The organism is Brucella sp. NBRC 12950 (genome assembly GCF_030268145.1).
Lineage (GTDB): Bacteria > Pseudomonadota > Alphaproteobacteria > Rhizobiales > Rhizobiaceae > Brucella.
Genome location: NZ_BSQC01000001.1, coordinates 17648 through 33888, shown reverse-complemented (window position 1 = coordinate 33888; position 16241 = coordinate 17648). Strand labels below are relative to the sequence as shown.

Sequence of the window (16241 nt, the reverse complement as noted above, 5' to 3'; positions counted from 1 at the left end):
CCAATGGAGTTTTCCATGTCCCTCATATTGAAGCCCGGCAGCGTTCCACTCTCAACAATCGAGAAAATCTATCGCGAAAACCTCGCCGTTCGCATTGATCCGTCATTCCATGCTGGTGTTGAAAAGGCTGCGGCACGCATCGCCGAAATCGCAGCTGGCGATGCACCGGTTTATGGCATCAATACTGGCTTTGGTAAGCTCGCCTCTATCCGCATCGCGCCCGAAGACGTGGCAACGCTTCAGCGCAATCTGATCCTGTCGCATTGCTGTGGCGTGGGTGAACCGCTGAGCGAAGATATCGTGCGCCTCATCATGGCGCTCAAGCTCATTTCGCTTGGCCGTGGTGCGTCGGGTGTGCGGCTGGAACTCATCACCCTCATCGAAGCCATGCTCGAAAAAGGCGTTATCCCGATGATCCCGGCCAAGGGTTCAGTCGGCGCTTCTGGCGATCTTGCACCGCTCGCTCATATGGCAGCGGCCATGATCGGCGAAGGTGAAGCCTTCTATCAGGGCGAACGCCTGCCATCTGCTGAAGCACTGAAGAAAGCAGGCCTCAAGCCCGTCGTTCTGGCTGCGAAGGAAGGTCTCGCACTCATCAATGGCACACAGACATCAACCGCATTGGCACTGGCTGGACTGTTTCGCGCGCATCGTGCGCTTCAGGCAGCCCTCATCACCGGCGCACTTTCGACCGATGCGGCGATGGGTTCAACTGCTCCGTTCCATCCGGATATTCACACCCTGCGCGGCCATCAGGGCCAGATTGATACGGCTGCAGCACTGCGCAATCTGCTGGCTGGTTCGGTCATTCGCGAGAGCCATCTTGAGGGCGACCAGCGCGTACAAGACCCTTATTGCATCCGCTGCCAGCCGCAGGTCGATGGTGCCTGTCTCGACATTCTGCGCCAAGCTGCACGCACACTTGAAATCGAAGCCAATGCCGTCACCGACAACCCGCTCGTCCTCTCCGATGACAGTGTGGTTTCCGGCGGCAACTTCCATGCCGAACCAGTTGCTTTCGCAGCTGACCAGATCGCGCTTGCTGTCTGCGAAATCGGTGCAATTGCCCAGCGTCGCATTGCGCTCCTGGTTGATCCGGCGCTTTCCTTCGGCCTCCCAGCCTTCCTTGCAAAAAAGCCGGGCCTTAATTCGGGTCTAATGATTGCGGAAGTCACTTCGGCTGCACTGATGAGCGAAAACAAGCAGATGGCGCATCCGGCATCGGTTGATTCCACGCCAACTTCCGCCAATCAGGAAGATCACGTTTCCATGGCCTGCCATGGCGCGCGCCGCCTGTTGCAGATGACTGAAAACCTCAATGCAATCATCGGCATTGAAGCATTGACCGGCGCGCTCGGCGTTGAATTGCGTGGCCCGCTCGAAACCAGCCCTGAACTAAAAAACGCTACCGCCGTTCTGCGCGCGCATGTGCCGACACTCGAAGTTGATCGCTACATGGCAAACGATTTGGCAAGCGCAAGCGCCATCATCGCCGACGGCTCGTTCGTTGCCAGCATCAGCGCCAATATCCTGCCTGCATTGGAGGCCTGATATGAGCGCATTTGAAACCCATCAGGGTTCGTCACCCGTCATTCTCGGCCTACCGCACACCGGAACAGACGTGCCGGAAGACATCTGGGCACGGCTCAATGATAATGGCCGTATTCTTGCCGACACCGACTGGCATATCCATCAGCTCTATGACGGGCTGCTGGACAATGTCACGACAGTCCGCGCCACCTTTCATCGCTATTGCATCGATGCCAATCGCGATCCGGCAGGCGTCAGCCTCTATCCCGGCCAGAACACGACGACGCTGATCCCGGATACCGATTTCGACGGTACTGCCATCTGGAAAGACGGCGAAGCACCGAAAGAAGCCGATATTGCCGATCGCATTGCCCGTTTTCACAAGCCCTATCACGATGCTTTGGCTTCCGAGATTGAACGCGTGAAAGCAATCCACGGCGTAGCGATCCTTTACGATTGCCACTCGATCCGCTCACATATCCCGTTCCTGTTTGAAGGCAAGCTGCCGGATTTCAACATCGGCACAGACCTCGGCAAGACCTGCGATCCAAAGATCGAAGCCGCTGCCGTGGAAGTGACCGCAGGTGCCACCGGCTACACGTCCATCCTTAATGGCCGTTTCAAAGGCGGCTGGACGACGCGCCACTATGGCAAGCCCGAAACCGGCGTCCACGCCATCCAGATGGAGCTGGCGCAATCCACACATCTGGCGACCGAGGCCGTGCCTTTCGCATACGACGAAGCCAAGGCCGAACCGCTCCGCGTCCATCTCAAAAACCTATTGCAGCGTCTCGAACAGATCGCTGCCAAGATCTAAGTCCGAAAAGGGGAAATCATGTCCAACCCACGTCATAATGAACGCGACGTTCGCGCTCCACGCGGCACCGAGCTCAACGCCAAGAGCTGGCTCACCGAAGCCCCCCTGCGCATGTTGATGAACAATCTCGACCCGGACGTTGCCGAGCGCCCGCATGAGCTGGTCGTCTATGGCGGCATTGGTCGCGCAGCCCGCACATGGGACGATTTCGACCGTATCGTTGCAACGCTGAAGACGCTCAACGACGACGAAACCCTGCTGGTGCAGTCGGGCAAACCGGTCGGCGTATTCCGTACCCACAAGGATGCGCCGCGCGTTCTGATCGCCAATTCCAATCTCGTGCCGCATTGGGCAACCTGGGATCATTTCAACGAACTGGATAAGAAGGGTCTCGCCATGTATGGCCAAATGACCGCCGGTTCGTGGATTTACATCGGTGCACAGGGCATTGTTCAAGGCACCTATGAAACCTTCGTGGAAGCTGGTCGCCAGCATTATGACGGCAACCTCAAGGGCAAGTGGATTCTGACCGGCGGCTTGGGCGGCATGGGCGGCGCTCAGCCTCTCGCAGCCGTTATGGCCGGTGCAAGCTGCCTTGCGGTTGAGTGCGACGAAACTCGCGCCGATTTCCGCCTGCGTACCCGTTATGTCGATGAAAAGACCCACAGCCTTGATGAAGCTCTGGCAAAGATCGACGAATGGACCAAGGCAGGTGAAGCCAAATCCATTGCACTCATCGGCAACGCAGCAGAAATCTATCCTGAACTCGTCAAGCGCGGCGTGCGCCCTAACATCGTGACCGACCAGACCTCGGCACATGATCCAGTGCATGGCTATCTGCCAATCGGCTGGAGCGTTGCTGAATGGCGCGCCAAGCAGGAGAGCGATCCGAAGGGCGTTGCAAAGGCTGCCCGCGCTTCGATGAAGGTGCAGGTTCAGGCCATGCTCGACTTCTGGAATGCTGGCATTCCAACGGTCGATTACGGCAACAACATCCGCCAGATGGCGCTTGAAGAAGGTCTGGAAGACGCATTTGCCTTCCCGGGCTTCGTGCCTGCCTATATCCGCCCGCTGTTCTGCCGTGGCATTGGGCCTTTCCGCTGGGCAGCCCTTTCCGGTGATCCAGAAGATATCGCAAAGACCGATGCCAAGGTGAAGGAACTGCTGCCGGACAACAAGCATCTGCACAACTGGCTCGACATGGCGAAAGAACGCATCGCGTTTCAGGGCCTGCCAGCCCGCATCTGCTGGGTTGGCCTCGGTGATCGTCACCGCCTCGGCCTCGCTTTCAACGAAATGGTCCGCAATGGCGAACTGAAAGCACCAATCGTCATTGGCCGCGATCACCTCGATTCAGGCTCGGTTGCTTCGCCAAACCGCGAAACCGAAGCCATGAAGGACGGCTCGGATGCGGTGTCCGACTGGCCGCTGCTCAATGCGCTGCTCAACACTGCATCGGGCGCAACTTGGGTCTCGCTCCATCATGGCGGCGGCGTCGGCATGGGCTTCTCCCAGCATTCGGGCATGGTCATCTGCTGTGATGGCACGGAAGATGCCGACCAGCGCATCGGTCGAGTGCTTTGGAACGATCCGGCTACCGGCGTCATGCGCCATGCCGATGCGGGCTATGAAGAAGCGCTCGACTGGGCAAAGCAGCAGGGTCTGCGTCTGCCTGCAATACTGGGTAATTAATCCATGCACATCTTACGCAGCACCGACCACAAGCACATGCCGTGGAAAAACGGCGGCGGTGTCACGGTTGAAATTGCGATCCACCCTGAAAATGCGTCAGTCGATAATTTCGACTGGCGCATTTCCACAGCAACCGTTGCCAATGACGGCCCCTTCTCGGTTTTCACTGGCATTGATCGCACATTGTCGGTGCTGGAAGGCAACGGTATTGTTCTCGATGTTGAAGGTGTGGAAACCACCCTCACCCGCGAGACAGCACCCTTTGCGTTTGCCGCCGATGCCAGCTCTGGTGCCCGCCTCATCGACGGAACAATCACCGATCTCAACGTCATGACGCGACGCGGGCGCTTCACGCATCACGTCGAACGCATCGCCATTGATGATTCGAGAATTGTTGCATCCAATCGCGGCGCCATGCTTATTTTCTGTGCAGAAGGCAATTTCGATCTAAAAACAGACAGCAGAATCGCGCATCTGAGCCTGCATGATTGCTTGGTCATGTCGGGAGAGGCTCAGTTTTCTCTAGAACTTATTGGTAAGGGGATCGTCTATCGGATTGCGATTATCGAAGTATAATCAACAATCTACGGGAAATTTGAACAGTTTGGCGGCCAAAGGATTCTTTATACGCCTCTCTGGACAGAAATTTCCGCCCTGCTAATTTGTCTGCCAGAATATGTATATGCTTAAAACAAAAAAGGGGTTCACATATGAGAAAATCTTGGTTGGCAGGCGCAGCCCTCGCAGCGCTCACCTTCGCTTCGAGCGCACAGGCAGAAACAAAAGTCGCAATCGGCTTTTCCGGCTGGACCGGCTTTGGTCCGCTGACGCTTGCGAAAGAAGCAGGTATCTTCAAAAAGAACGGCCTCGACGTCACGCTCAATAAAATTCCGCAGGCAAGCCGCCACCTGGCGCTCGCATCGGGCGATATCCAGTGCGCGGCAACCACCGTTGAAACATGGATTATCTGGAACGCGGCTGGCGTGAAGTCCAAGCAGATTTTCCAGATGGACAAATCCTATGGCGCTGACGGCATCGCCGTGCGCGCCGATGTCAATTCCTTTGCCGACCTGAAGGGCAAGACCATTGCCGCTTCCGCTCCCGGCACTTCGCCATACTTCTTCCTTGCCTTCATGCTGGCCAAGAACGGCATGACCACCAAGGACGTGAAGATCGTTAACATGGAACCGGGACCAGCAGCACAGGCTTTCGTTGCAGGCCAGAACGACGCTGCCCTGACCTACGAACCATATCTGTCGACGGTACGTGCAGCACCGGACAAAGGCAAAATTCTCGCCACAACACTCGAATATCCGGCTGTCATGGACACCGTTGGCTGCACCCCGGATTTCCTTGAAAAGAACCCAGAAGCTGCCAAGGCACTCGCCACCAGCTATTTCGAAGCGCTTGAAATGATTGCAGCCGATCAGGCCAAGTCCTACGAAATCATGGGCAAGGATGTGAAGCAGTCGGGCGAAGAATTTGGTAAGTCCGCCGCCTATCTGCGCTGGCAGGACAAAGCCGCCAACCAGAAGTTCTTTGAAGGCGAGTTCAAGGAATTTTCGGAAGAAGCCACCAAGCTCCTGCTGGACGCTGGTGTGATCAAGAACAAGCCGAACCTCGACGATATTGTCGATACAAGCTTCATCAAGTAATCACATCGAAAAAGCAGGCTCGGAGTTCGCTCCGGGTCTGTTTCATTTCAGCCTCACGTAGTGCCTGACTAAACGGATATATCTATGCAGCCTATGCAACCGATTGGAAACGGAGCCCGAATTCTTCTGGGAATTCTGTTCTTCGTGCTTTTCTTTGCTTTCTGGGGCGTTGCAACGCTCGGAGGCTTTGTTTCGCCCACCTTCCTCGCCGATCCGATCACGATGGTGAAGGATGGATATGATCTCATCGCCAATCAGGGTTTCCTTTCGGATATCGGCATGACTGTCTGGCGCGTGCTGGGCGGCTTCATCATGGCCAGCATCGTTGCCATTCCGCTTGGCATTGCGATGGGTGCATATAAACCCATTGAAGCGCTGCTCGAACCGTTCGTCTCCTTCGCACGCTATTTGCCTGCCTCGGCTTTCGTACCGCTTCTCATTCTGTGGTCGGGCATTGGCGAAACGCAGAAGCTGCTCGTCATCTTCATCGGCGCAGTCTTCCAGCTCATTCTGATGATCGCTGTCATTGTTTCCAACACGCGCCGCGATCTGGTTGAAGCAGCCTATACACTCGGCGCCAAGGATCGCGGCGTTATTCGCCGTGTGCTTGTGCCGTCAAGCGCTCCCGATATTGCCGAAACGCTGCGCCTCGTGCTGGGCTGGGCATGGACTTATGTGATCGTCGCTGAGCTGATCGGCGCATCGTCGGGCATCGGCTATATGATCATCAATTCGCAGGCGCTTATGGCGACCGGACAGATCATTTTCGGCATCATTGTAATCGGCGTTATCGGCCTGATTTCTGATCTGGCGTTCAAATACATCAACCGCTGGCTCTTTGCGTGGAGGTTTGCGTAATGGTTACGACAACCGAACAGGAACTCGTCGTTAAAGGCGTGAGCCGTACCTTTCCGGGTGTTCACGGCGGCAAACCAACACTCGCTCTGCAATCAACTGATCTCATCATTCCGAAGAATGATTTCGTCACCATTCTTGGTCCATCAGGTTGTGGCAAGTCCACGCTTCTGCGCATCATTGCTGGTCTCGACAAGCCGACCACTGGTACGGTGACACTCGAAGGTCAGCCGGTCAAAGGACCGGGTGCTGATCGCGGCATGGTGTTCCAGTCTTATACGCTGTTTCCATGGCTAACCGTTCGGCAGAATGTCGGTTTCGGTCTGCGCGAAAAAGGTATGCCGGAAAAGCAGGCTCGCGAAATCATCGATAGCTATATCGATAAAGTTGGTCTGCGCGGATTTGAAAACCACTGGCCGAAGCAGCTTTCGGGCGGTATGCAGCAGCGCACGGCAATCGCGCGTGCACTTGCCAATGACCCAAAGATTCTGCTGCTCGACGAACCTTTTGGCGCGCTCGACAACCAGACGCGTGGGCTAATGCAGGAACTCCTGCTCGGCATCTGGGAACGTGAGCAGAAAACCGTGATCTTCGTCACCCACGATATTGAAGAGTCGATCTTTATGGCGACCCGCGTGGTTACGATGACAGCCCGCCCCGGCAAGATCAAATCGATCACGCCGGTCAATATTGAGCATCCGCGTTCCTATCAGGTCAAAGCCAGCCCGGAATTCTCGGAGCTGCGCCTGAAGCTGACCGAAGAAATCCGCAGCGAAGCAATTACAGCGGCAAAACAGGCTGCCTGAAAATTATTGTTCCTTCTAATGAGATGGTATCTTAAGAAAAGGCTGCGATGTTCTTCGCAGCCTTTTCTTTTTAGCGTTTGCGCGCATCTATTCCGAAAATCGCTTCACACTTTTCGGGATGCGCTATTTTCAGGACCGTTCCAACATGGCCGTTTCAGCAGAACTTGAAGACCGCATCGTTTATGTGAATGGCGAATATGTCGCCGCGCGCGATGCAAAAATCTCGATCTTTGATCGTGGTTTTCTCTTTGGTGACGGAATTTACGAAGTAACCGCAGTCCTTGACGGCAAGCTGGTCGATAGCGACCCGCATATGAAGCGTCTGCGTCGTTCGACAGGTGAAATCGGCATTCCTATGCCAATGAGCGAAGATGAGATTGTCGAGATCGAGCGCGAACTGATCCGCCGCAACAATCTCACCGAAGGACTGGTCTATTTGCAAGTTACGCGCGGCGACGGTCGCGACCGTGATTTTGTCGCTAAAGGTTTGAAGCCATCAGTGGTTCTGTTCACCCAAGTTAAAGCCCTTGTGGTCCGGCCGGAAGTCGCAACAGGCATCCGCGTGCTTTCGCTGGATGATCTGCGCTGGAAACGTCGCGACATCAAAACCGTCTGCCTTCTGCCACAGGCTCTCGCCAAGGAAATCGCCAAGGGTTCCGGTTGCGATGAAGCCTGGATGTTAGAGGACGGCTATGTCACCGAAGGCGCATCTTCGACCGGCTATATCGTCACGCAGGATGATGTGATCGTTACCCGCCCGAACAGCAATGCGGTCCTGCCCGGCTGCACACGTTTGTCGCTGTTGCAGCTCATTGCTGAAACCGGCATGAAGCTTGAAGAGCGTCTTTTCACGATTGATGAAGCCTATGCTGCGAAAGAAGCTTTCATGACCAGCGCGGGTACTTTTGTAACGCCGATTTCGTTTATCGACGACAAGCCTATCGGTGGCGGCAAGCCCGGTCCGGTCGCTCTCAAGCTGCGCGAGATTTATCTCGACCACGCGCGCCGTACGGCGATCTAAAAAATACAAATCGGGCCGGAACAATGTTCCGGCCCGAATGGCTTCTGCCTCCCTCTCCCAAAAGGCGAAGCACCAGCGCGATAACGCGCCGATAGTGAGCTTTTTTCCGCAAAAACGGCCTCTGAAACACGTTAAATCGTGTCAAACCCGTGTCAGGAATATGGCCATTTCATGGCCAAAGCCCGTTTAGCGGCGCTGATTATAGACGTCGATGCAGACAGCACCCAGCAAAACTATACCCTTAATGACCTGCTGATAATCGATACCAATACCCAAGATCGACATGCCATTATTCATCACGCCCATGATGAGCGCGCCAATCACCGCACCCGTAACACGCCCCACACCACCGTATGCCGATGCACCACCGATGAAGCAGGCGGCAATCACGTCAAGCTCAAAACCAAGGCCAGCCTTTGGTGTCGCCGTGTTGAGACGAGCCGCGAAAACCAGACCCGCAAGCGCTGCCAGCACGCCCATATTCACGAAGACGAGGAAGGTCAGCCGCTCGGTTTTAACACCAGAAAGCTTGGCAGCATGGCGATTGCCACCCACCGCATAAATCTGACGACCGATCACTGTTCGGTTGGTTAGGAACGCATAAGCAGCGATCAAAACAGCCATGATAATCAGGACGTTAGGCATACCGCGATGCGACGAAATCAGCAGCGCGAGATAAGCAATACCTGCAAAGAATAGAATATTCTTGGCCACGAACAGGCCGAACGGTTCTGTCTCCACCTCGTGCGCGATATGGCGCGCGCGCGATCTTGTATTCTGCCAGACGATGAAGCCCGCAATGACCACGCCGAGGATCAGCGATGTGAGATAGATACCGCCTGATGTTGTGCCAATAAACTCCGGAATAAAGCCGGACGAAAGCTTCTGGAAAACCTGCGGGAATGGCCCGACCGACTGCCCACCAAGAACGGCAAGCATCAGACCCTTGAAAACCAGCATCCCCGCGAGCGTCACGATGAAGGATGGAATGTTGAAATAAGCGACCCAGAAGCCCTGCATCGCGCCGATAATACCTCCTACCAGCAAGCACAGAATAGCTGCGATCGGAAATGGAATTCCCCACCGCACCATCATGACAGCTGCCAGTGCGCCGATGAAACCGCAGACCGATCCGACCGAAAGATCGATGTGCCCGGTCACGATAACCAGCAGCATTCCGAGCGCCATAATGACGATATAGCTGTTCTGCAATACGAGATTGGTAAGGTTCAGCGGCTTCATCAGCACGCCGCCGGTCACGATCTGGAAAAAGATCATGATCGCGATGAGCGAGAGCAACATTCCCGATTCACGCAGATTGTTTTTGAGATAACGCCCCACACCGCTCGGCGCTTTCGGGCCGCTCTGAATTACGTTCTCGCTCATTATTGTTTTCCCTTGTTCCGCATGATGGCGCGCATGATGTTCTCCTGCGTCGCTCCTTCGCCAGCCACTTCGCCGACGAAAGCTCCCTCATGCATGACGACAATGCGGTCGCAGATACCAATCAGTTCCGGCATTTCGGATGAAATGACGACCACGCCCTTGCCGCTGTCAGCCAGTGAATTGATGATTGTGTAAATGTCGTATTTCGCGCCTACGTCGATGCCGCGCGTCGGTTCATCGAGGATCAGCACATCCGGCCCAGTGAACAGCCATTTCGACAGCACCACCTTCTGCTGGTTGCCGCCTGAAAGCGTGCCCGTTTCCTGATAAACGTTGTGGCAGCGGATGCTCATCTGGTCGCGATAGCTGTTCGCGACCTTCATTTCGCGAATACTGTCGATCACGCCCTTGGGGCTGACACCGCGCAAATGTGCAAGCGATATGTTGCGCGAGATATTCTCGCCAAGAACAAGGCCCAGCTTTTTGCGGTCCTCAGTCACATAGGCGAGCCCCGATTTGATGGCGCGGGCGACCGTGGAAATATCAACCGGAGTGCCGTTCATACGAGCTTCACCGGAAATATTCGTACCCCATGAACGCCCGAAGAGGCTCATGGCAAACTCGGTACGACCAGCGCCCATCAGGCCGGCAATACCGACGATCTCACCGGCTCGCACCTTAAACGAAACGTTCTTGACGGAGTGGCGCTCCGGATGAAGCGGATGATAAACGGACCAGTTGTCGACCTCGAAAATCACATCGCCAATGTTCGGATCGCGCTTTGGGTAACGGCTTTCCAGATCACGATCGACCATCTTGCGGATGATGTCGTCTTCCTCGACCTCGCCAGCATTGCAATCAAGTGTTGCTACAGCGCGACCATCGCGCAGCACCGTGATCTTGCCGGCTACTTCACGAATTTCATTCAGCTTGTGCGAAATCAGGATCGAAGTGATGCCCTGCGCGCGAAACTCGCGCAGCAATGCCAACAAGGCCGCACTATCGGTTTCGTTGAGGCTTGCCGTCGGCTCATCAAGGATCAGTAGCTTCACACGCTTGGAAAGCGCCTTGGCGATTTCGACGAGCTGCTGTTTGCCGACGCCAATATCCGTCACCAGCGTATCCGGCGATTCCGTCAGGCCAACCTTCTTCAAAAGCGCCTTTGTGCGGCTATGCACCTCGCTGCGGTCAATAACACCATAGCTTGCAGGCGGATTGACGAGAAAAATATTCTCGGCAATCGTCATGAGCGGCACCAACGCCAGCTCCTGATGGATGATGACAATGCCGAGCGCTTCGGAATCATTGATATCACGGAAGTGTCGCTCTTCTCCGTCGAAAAAGATCGAACCTTCATAGCTGCCAGAGGGATAAACACCCGACAGCACTTTCATCAGCGTTGATTTGCCCGCGCCATTTTCGCCGACAAATGCGTGAATTTCTCCCGGCATCACGGTAAAATTGACATCGCTCAACGCCTTCACGACACCGAAGGATTTGCTGATGCCGCGCATCTCAAGCAGGGGTTTACCGGCAATATCCGGCTGACCGCTGTTCTGCTCAAGCGCGACAGGATTGGCTACGTTCATCGCTCGCTCCCATTACTAGAGCGCCACGCGCCCTCTGGGGCACACAAATCTCGCTCTAAATATCTGTATTTACAGCATAATTTTACCTTCACTTACTCAAGTCGAAGGAGTTAAGCTGTAGCCTGCCATGCCATCATTCTGCGAATCCTCAGCCCTCAAAAAGACAACGCTGTCAATCTGTTAGCCTAACCCAGTTCGAAAACTGGGCGGCGGGGATGGTGGCAATGAGCAGGCATTCCGGACGCGCTTTTCAGCACGCGTCCGGGCACAAATTTACTGGATCTGATCTTCTTTGTAATAACCGCTATCGACCAGAACCTGCTTCCAGTTCGACTTGTCGACAATAACCGGCTTGAGCAGATAAGACGGCACAACCTTGACGCCATTGTCATAGGTCTTGGTGTCGTTCACTTCTGGTTCCTTGCCGCTCATCAGCGCGTCAACCATATCGACAGTAACCTTGGCGAGTTCGCGCGTATCCTTGAAGATGGTCGAGTTCTGCTCGCCAGCAAGGATCGACTTGACCGAAGGCACTTCCGCATCCTGACCGGATACGATCGGCATTGGCATATCGCCGCTGCCATAGCCTACACCCTTGAGTGAGGACAGGATACCGATGGAAATACCATCATAAGGCGACAGCACTGCATTGAGCTTCTTGTCGGAATAGAAAGCCGAAAGGATCGAATCCATACGGGCCTGAGCGGTCGCACCATCCCAGCGCAGCGTTGCTACCTTGTCCATGCCGGTCTGGCCGCTGGCAACAACGAGCTTACCGCTGTCGATATATGGCTGGAGAACCGACATTGCGCCGTTGTAGAAGAAGTAGGCATTGTTATCGTCAGGCGAACCACCGAAAAGCTCGATATTGAACGGGCCTTCCTTGTTCTTGAGATCAAGAGCAGTCTCAATGGACTGCGCCTGAAGCACGCCGACCTGGAAGTTATCGAAGGTCGCATAATACGACACATTCGGCGTATCGCGGATCAGGCGGTCATAAGCGATGACCTTGATGCCTGCTTCATTGGCCTTGGCCAGCACATCGGAAAGCGTTGTGCCGTCGATTGATGCCACAACAAGAACCTTGGCGCCCTTGGTGACCATGTTTTCGATCTGGGCCAGCTGGTTTGGAACATCGTCTTCAGCATACTGAAGATCGGTCTGATAACCGCGCTCTTTGAGCACCTTTAACATGTTGTCGCCGTCTGCAATCCAGCGCGCCGACGACTTGGTTGGCATTGCTACACCCACAAGACCTTTGTCCTCTGCCTGTGCAAAGCCGGTAAAGGCAAAGGCGGCCATCGCCACTGCCAGTGTTAATGATTTTATGCCTGCCATTGTCTCACTCCCAAATTGGGACAGGCTCTATAAGCCTGCCGTTCTCCCAAAATTTCCGCCCCCGCCGTTAGGCCCTGCGGAATTCCTCCAAAAAACAAGATGCTTTAAGCTTTCGTTTTTACGCATGTCTTTGTCCCAAAACCGGTTCCCACTTTTGGGAGACATGCTCTAGCCCGCGATCTTGTCCCATGCCTCAACCGCACGCTGCGCGCGTTCACGCACGTCAGCGACCGTCAAACCAGCCTTGTAAAGACTGGAACCAAGTCCGAAACAGCTCACTCCCACTGCCCGATAAGTCGCAAAATCACTTTCCGAGACACCACCCACGGCACCTACCGGAATATCCTTCGGCAAGACCGCGCAAATGGCCTTGATACCGTCAGCACCCAGCACACTTGCCGGGAAAAACTTGAGCGCCGATGCGCCAGCATGAATGGCACTGAAAGCCTCGGTCGGCGTAAACACGCCCGGCATCGTCACCATGCCATGTCTGCTCGCGCGGCGAATGACATCAGGCTCGACATTGGGGCTGACCAGAAGTCGACCACCAACATCATTGAGCCGATCCACATTTTCGACCGAAAGCACTGTGCCAGCACCGATCAGCACATTGGCGGGCGCAAGCTTGGCAGCCTTTTCAATGGATACAAACGGCTCCGGCGAATTGAGCGGGATTTCAATCGCCTCGAAACCCACCTCGATCAGAGCGGTGACAACGCCTTCCGTTTCTTCTGGTCGAATGCCGCGCAGGATAGCCACCAGCGGATAGCGAAGCTTCGGCCATACGATACGTTCGCTCATCGCGCGCCTCCCGCAAATGCGTGTTTTGCCGCCATAAACAGCCCATCGCGCACCAGCTCATCGGCCTCGATGCGGTTCACTTTCACACCGGCAATCTCAAGTGCAGAAGCATAAAGCGCACCCATCATGCCGTCGGAAAGCAGCAGAACCTCGCTTGGTTTTCCAAACAATGTGCGGCCACCGGCAACTTCCAGCCCGACCAACAGACCCGACAGACGTGCAAGCTGATCTGTCGGCTTATAGTCATGCACCAGCCAGCCAGCGCGCACCGTAAAGAGCGCATTGGCGATAAGCTCAGGTGTCTCAAGCGAGGCTTTGACACCGGCAGCAAAGGTTGCACTCTTTGGGTCAACCGGCCCAGCTCCTTCAAGCGCACCGGCCAGAACCGACTTGTCTTTCAGGAGTGCGAACAATTCGCCCGTCATGAAAGAGCGGTAATCGTTGAGCTTGCCGTCTGCGATATGCACCCACTTCGCATGCGTGCCGGGCATCACCACCACGGCATCACGCGTGCCGCGATGCACCAGACCAAGCAGCTTGGTTTCTTCGCCGCGCATTACGTCGGGCGCATCCTCGTTGCGTCGCGCAACACCCGGCAGCATTATGACATGGCGCTTTGCAGGCACGCGCACCGCAGCAGCGACCACTCCTTCAAGCCCGGCAGGCAAATTCATATAGGGTGCTTCGATCCAGCCGGTCCGCGAACCGGCCATACCACAGATCACCGCCGGCAGATCATCCGGCGCATCCACGGAGGCAAGATGCCGTTCGAGCAGCGTCTCAAAACCCGTTTCTTTTGCTGAGATCAACCCGTCGTCGCCACGGCTTTCCTTGAGCACATTGCCATCAAAATCCAGCGTCCAGAGGCGGAACCGGGTCGTCCCCCAATCCGCCACTGCCGCAAATGGTGTTTTTGCGCCGGACATTTAGTGGTTATCTCGCGGCAGGCCACGCGTATGCGCAATGTCCTGATATTTGACTGCGTTTTCGAGAACCGCACCCGTTTCCATCTGGCCAACAACCGCGCGCTGGATTTCCTGCCACGGCGTCTGGCTTTCAGGATATTTATAACCACCAGCAGCTTCGAGAGCCTTGCGGCGTTCTGCCAGTTCTTCATCAGAAATCAGAATATCGGCAGTGCCGCGACCAAGATCGATACGCACACGATCACCCATTCTGAGCAGCGCCAGACCGCCACCAGCAGCCGCTTCTGGTGAGGCGTTCAGGATAGAAGGCGAACCAGATGTGCCCGACTGGCGACCGTCGCCAATGCATGGCAGCGAGCTTATGCCCTTCTTCAAGAGATAGTCTGGCGCGCGCATGTTCACGACTTCTGCGGCACCCGGATAGCCGATTGGCCCTGCCCCACGCATGAACAGCACGGTATGCTCATCGATTTCCAGCGACGGGTCGTCGATGCGGTGATGATAATCTTCAGGGCCGTCGAACACGATTGCCTTGCCTTCAAAGGCATTCGGGTCTTTCTCATCCGTCAGATAGCGATTGCGGAATTCTTCCGAAATAACGCTCAATTTCATGATCGCCGACGAGAACAGATTACCGCGCAACACGCGGAAACCAGCATGTTTCTTCAATGGATCATCATAAGCCTTGATGACATTGCTGTCTTCAATCGTGGCATTCTTGCAGTTTTCACCGATGGTCTTGCCGTTAACAGTCAGCGCATTCTCATGAATGAGGCCCTGCCCCATCAGCTGATTGACGACTGCTGGCACACCGCCCGCATGGTAATAATCTTCGCCGAGATACTCACCCGCTGGCTGAAGATTGACCAGAAGCGGAATTTCCTCACCATATTTCTGCCAGTCGTCAATCGTCAGATCGACGCCAACGTGACGCGCCAGCGCATTCAAATGGATCGGTGCATTGGTCGAACCACCAATTGCCGAATTCACGCGAATTGCATTGATGAAGGCTTCCTTGGTCATGATGTCTGTTGGCTTCAGATCTTCATAGACCATCTCAACAATACGACGACCAGTCAGATACGAGACTTCCTGACGATCACGATAAGGCGCCGGAATTGCCGCCGAGCCCGGCAACTGCATACCGAGCGCTTCGGCAAGCGAATTCATCGTCGTTGCCGTGCCCATCGTGTTGCAATAGCCGGTCGAGGGTGCCGACGAAGCAACCAGCTTGATAAAGCCCGCATAGTCGATCTCGCCTTTGGCGAGCAACTCGCGCGCCTTCCAGACGATGGTGCCCGAACCCGTGCGTTCGCCACGGAACCAGCCATTGAGCATCGGACCAACCGAGAGCGCAATCGCTGGAATATTGACGGTTGCAGCAGCCATCAGGCAGGCAGGCGTGGTCTTGTCACAACCAATCGTCAGCACAACGCCATCGAGCGGATAGCCATAAAGCACTTCGACAAGGCCGAGATATGCGAGGTTGCGATCAAGGCCCGCAGTCGGACGTTTGCCGGTTTCCTGGATCGGATGAACCGGAAATTCGATCACGATACCGCCCGCTTCACGCACACCTTCACGCACGCGATTGGCCAGTTCCAGATGATGACGGTTGCACGGTGAAAGGTCAGAGCCCGTCTGCGCAATGCCGATGATCGGTCGACCGGATTGCAGCTCTTCCTGACTGAGACCGTAATTCATGTAGCGCTCAAGATAGAGCGCGGTCATATCCACATTGTCCGGATTATCGAACCATGCGCGTGAACGGAACTTTGGCGTCTGAGGAGTAACGGGCTTATTCATTTCACTGTCCTGCGTGGGT

General features: G+C 55.3%; 14 protein-coding genes. 8 read left to right on the top strand and 6 right to left on the bottom strand.

What is annotated here, in order from left to right:
* Positions 1–15 precede the first annotated feature (15 nt).
* The 8 genes from hutH to QSJ70_RS00115 all read left to right on the top strand — a co-directional run bounded on the left by hutH (position 16) and on the right by QSJ70_RS00115 (position 8376).
* On the top strand, positions 16–1551 hold the full coding sequence (hutH, locus tag QSJ70_RS00150; protein WP_285534421.1) for a histidine ammonia-lyase: 1536 nt from the start codon (positions 16–18) through the stop codon (positions 1549–1551).
* 1 nt (position 1552) lies between these two features.
* Positions 1553–2347 (top strand): N-formylglutamate deformylase, encoded by a 795-nt coding sequence (gene hutG, locus QSJ70_RS00145; RefSeq protein WP_285534420.1) that lies wholly within the window; start codon positions 1553–1555, stop codon positions 2345–2347.
* Between the two features lie 18 nt (positions 2348–2365).
* Positions 2366–4039, top strand: a complete 1674-nt coding sequence (gene hutU / locus QSJ70_RS00140; protein WP_285534419.1) for a urocanate hydratase — start codon at positions 2366–2368, stop codon at positions 4037–4039.
* Positions 4040–4042: 3 nt separating this feature from the next.
* Positions 4043–4615 carry a HutD/Ves family protein gene (locus tag QSJ70_RS00135; RefSeq protein WP_285534418.1) on the top strand — a complete coding sequence of 191 codons (573 nt, stop codon included), beginning with the start codon at positions 4043–4045 and terminating at the stop codon, positions 4613–4615.
* Between the two features lie 134 nt (positions 4616–4749).
* On the top strand, positions 4750–5694 hold the full coding sequence (locus QSJ70_RS00130; protein WP_112805531.1) for an ABC transporter substrate-binding protein: 945 nt from the start codon (positions 4750–4752) through the stop codon (positions 5692–5694).
* A gap of 84 nt (positions 5695–5778) precedes the next feature.
* On the top strand, positions 5779–6552 hold the full coding sequence (locus tag QSJ70_RS00125; protein WP_007876244.1) for an ABC transporter permease: 774 nt from the start codon (positions 5779–5781) through the stop codon (positions 6550–6552).
* Positions 6552–7355, top strand: coding sequence for an ABC transporter ATP-binding protein (locus QSJ70_RS00120; RefSeq protein WP_007876245.1), 804 nt, complete (start codon positions 6552–6554; stop codon positions 7353–7355). Before QSJ70_RS00125 ends, QSJ70_RS00120 begins: the two co-directional genes overlap by 1 nt.
* Positions 7356–7500: 145 nt before the next feature.
* A complete protein-coding gene (locus tag QSJ70_RS00115) occupies positions 7501–8376 on the top strand; it encodes a D-amino-acid transaminase (RefSeq protein ID WP_285534416.1) in 876 nt (291 codons plus the stop codon).
* Between the two features lie 186 nt (positions 8377–8562).
* Here QSJ70_RS00115 and mmsB read toward each other — a convergent pair whose 3' ends face one another.
* The 6 genes from mmsB to QSJ70_RS00085 form a co-directional block, all read right to left on the bottom strand.
* Positions 8563–9762, bottom strand: coding sequence for a multiple monosaccharide ABC transporter permease (gene mmsB / locus QSJ70_RS00110; protein ID WP_007876249.1), 1200 nt, complete (start codon positions 9760–9762; stop codon positions 8563–8565).
* Positions 9762–11351 (bottom strand): multiple monosaccharide ABC transporter ATP-binding protein, encoded by a 1590-nt coding sequence (gene mmsA, locus QSJ70_RS00105; RefSeq protein ID WP_285534415.1) that lies wholly within the window; start codon positions 11349–11351, stop codon positions 9762–9764. The genes mmsB and mmsA overlap by 1 nt, the downstream gene beginning before the upstream one ends.
* A gap of 273 nt (positions 11352–11624) precedes the next feature.
* Positions 11625–12689, bottom strand: a complete 1065-nt coding sequence (gene chvE, locus QSJ70_RS00100) for a multiple monosaccharide ABC transporter substrate-binding protein (RefSeq protein ID WP_285534414.1) — start codon at positions 12687–12689, stop codon at positions 11625–11627.
* 168 nt (positions 12690–12857) lie between these two features.
* Positions 12858–13490, bottom strand: coding sequence for a 2-dehydro-3-deoxy-6-phosphogalactonate aldolase (locus QSJ70_RS00095; RefSeq protein ID WP_285534413.1), 633 nt, complete (start codon positions 13488–13490; stop codon positions 12858–12860).
* Positions 13487–14416: a 2-dehydro-3-deoxygalactonokinase gene (locus QSJ70_RS00090; RefSeq protein ID WP_285534412.1), complete on the bottom strand. Its 930-nt coding sequence runs from the start codon at positions 14414–14416 to the stop codon at positions 13487–13489. The genes QSJ70_RS00095 and QSJ70_RS00090 overlap by 4 nt, the downstream gene beginning before the upstream one ends.
* Complete coding sequence (locus QSJ70_RS00085; RefSeq protein WP_285534411.1) at positions 14417–16222, bottom strand: IlvD/Edd family dehydratase; 1806 nt, start codon at positions 16220–16222, stop codon at positions 14417–14419. It abuts the gene before it with no gap.
* Positions 16223–16241: the final 19 nt, after the last annotated feature.

Coding starts and splice junctions, on each gene's coding strand:
- mmsA (WP_285534415.1), bottom strand. CDS start 11,351: ATGAACGTAGCCAATCCTGTCGCGCTTGAGCAGAACAGCGGTCAGCCG.
- QSJ70_RS00120 (WP_007876245.1), top strand. CDS start 6,552: ATGGTTACGACAACCGAACAGGAACTCGTCGTTAAAGGCGTGAGCCGT.
- hutH (WP_285534421.1), top strand. CDS start 16: ATGTCCCTCATATTGAAGCCCGGCAGCGTTCCACTCTCAACAATCGAG.
- mmsB (WP_007876249.1), bottom strand. CDS start 9,762: ATGAGCGAGAACGTAATTCAGAGCGGCCCGAAAGCGCCGAGCGGTGTG.
- QSJ70_RS00130 (WP_112805531.1), top strand. CDS start 4,750: ATGAGAAAATCTTGGTTGGCAGGCGCAGCCCTCGCAGCGCTCACCTTC.
- QSJ70_RS00095 (WP_285534413.1), bottom strand. CDS start 13,490: ATGAGCGAACGTATCGTATGGCCGAAGCTTCGCTATCCGCTGGTGGCT.
- QSJ70_RS00090 (WP_285534412.1), bottom strand. CDS start 14,416: ATGTCCGGCGCAAAAACACCATTTGCGGCAGTGGCGGATTGGGGGACG.
- QSJ70_RS00125 (WP_007876244.1), top strand. CDS start 5,779: ATGCAGCCTATGCAACCGATTGGAAACGGAGCCCGAATTCTTCTGGGA.
- QSJ70_RS00115 (WP_285534416.1), top strand. CDS start 7,501: ATGGCCGTTTCAGCAGAACTTGAAGACCGCATCGTTTATGTGAATGGC.
- QSJ70_RS00135 (WP_285534418.1), top strand. CDS start 4,043: ATGCACATCTTACGCAGCACCGACCACAAGCACATGCCGTGGAAAAAC.
- hutG (WP_285534420.1), top strand. CDS start 1,553: ATGAGCGCATTTGAAACCCATCAGGGTTCGTCACCCGTCATTCTCGGC.
- hutU (WP_285534419.1), top strand. CDS start 2,366: ATGTCCAACCCACGTCATAATGAACGCGACGTTCGCGCTCCACGCGGC.
- QSJ70_RS00085 (WP_285534411.1), bottom strand. CDS start 16,222: ATGAATAAGCCCGTTACTCCTCAGACGCCAAAGTTCCGTTCACGCGCA.
- chvE (WP_285534414.1), bottom strand. CDS start 12,689: ATGGCAGGCATAAAATCATTAACACTGGCAGTGGCGATGGCCGCCTTT.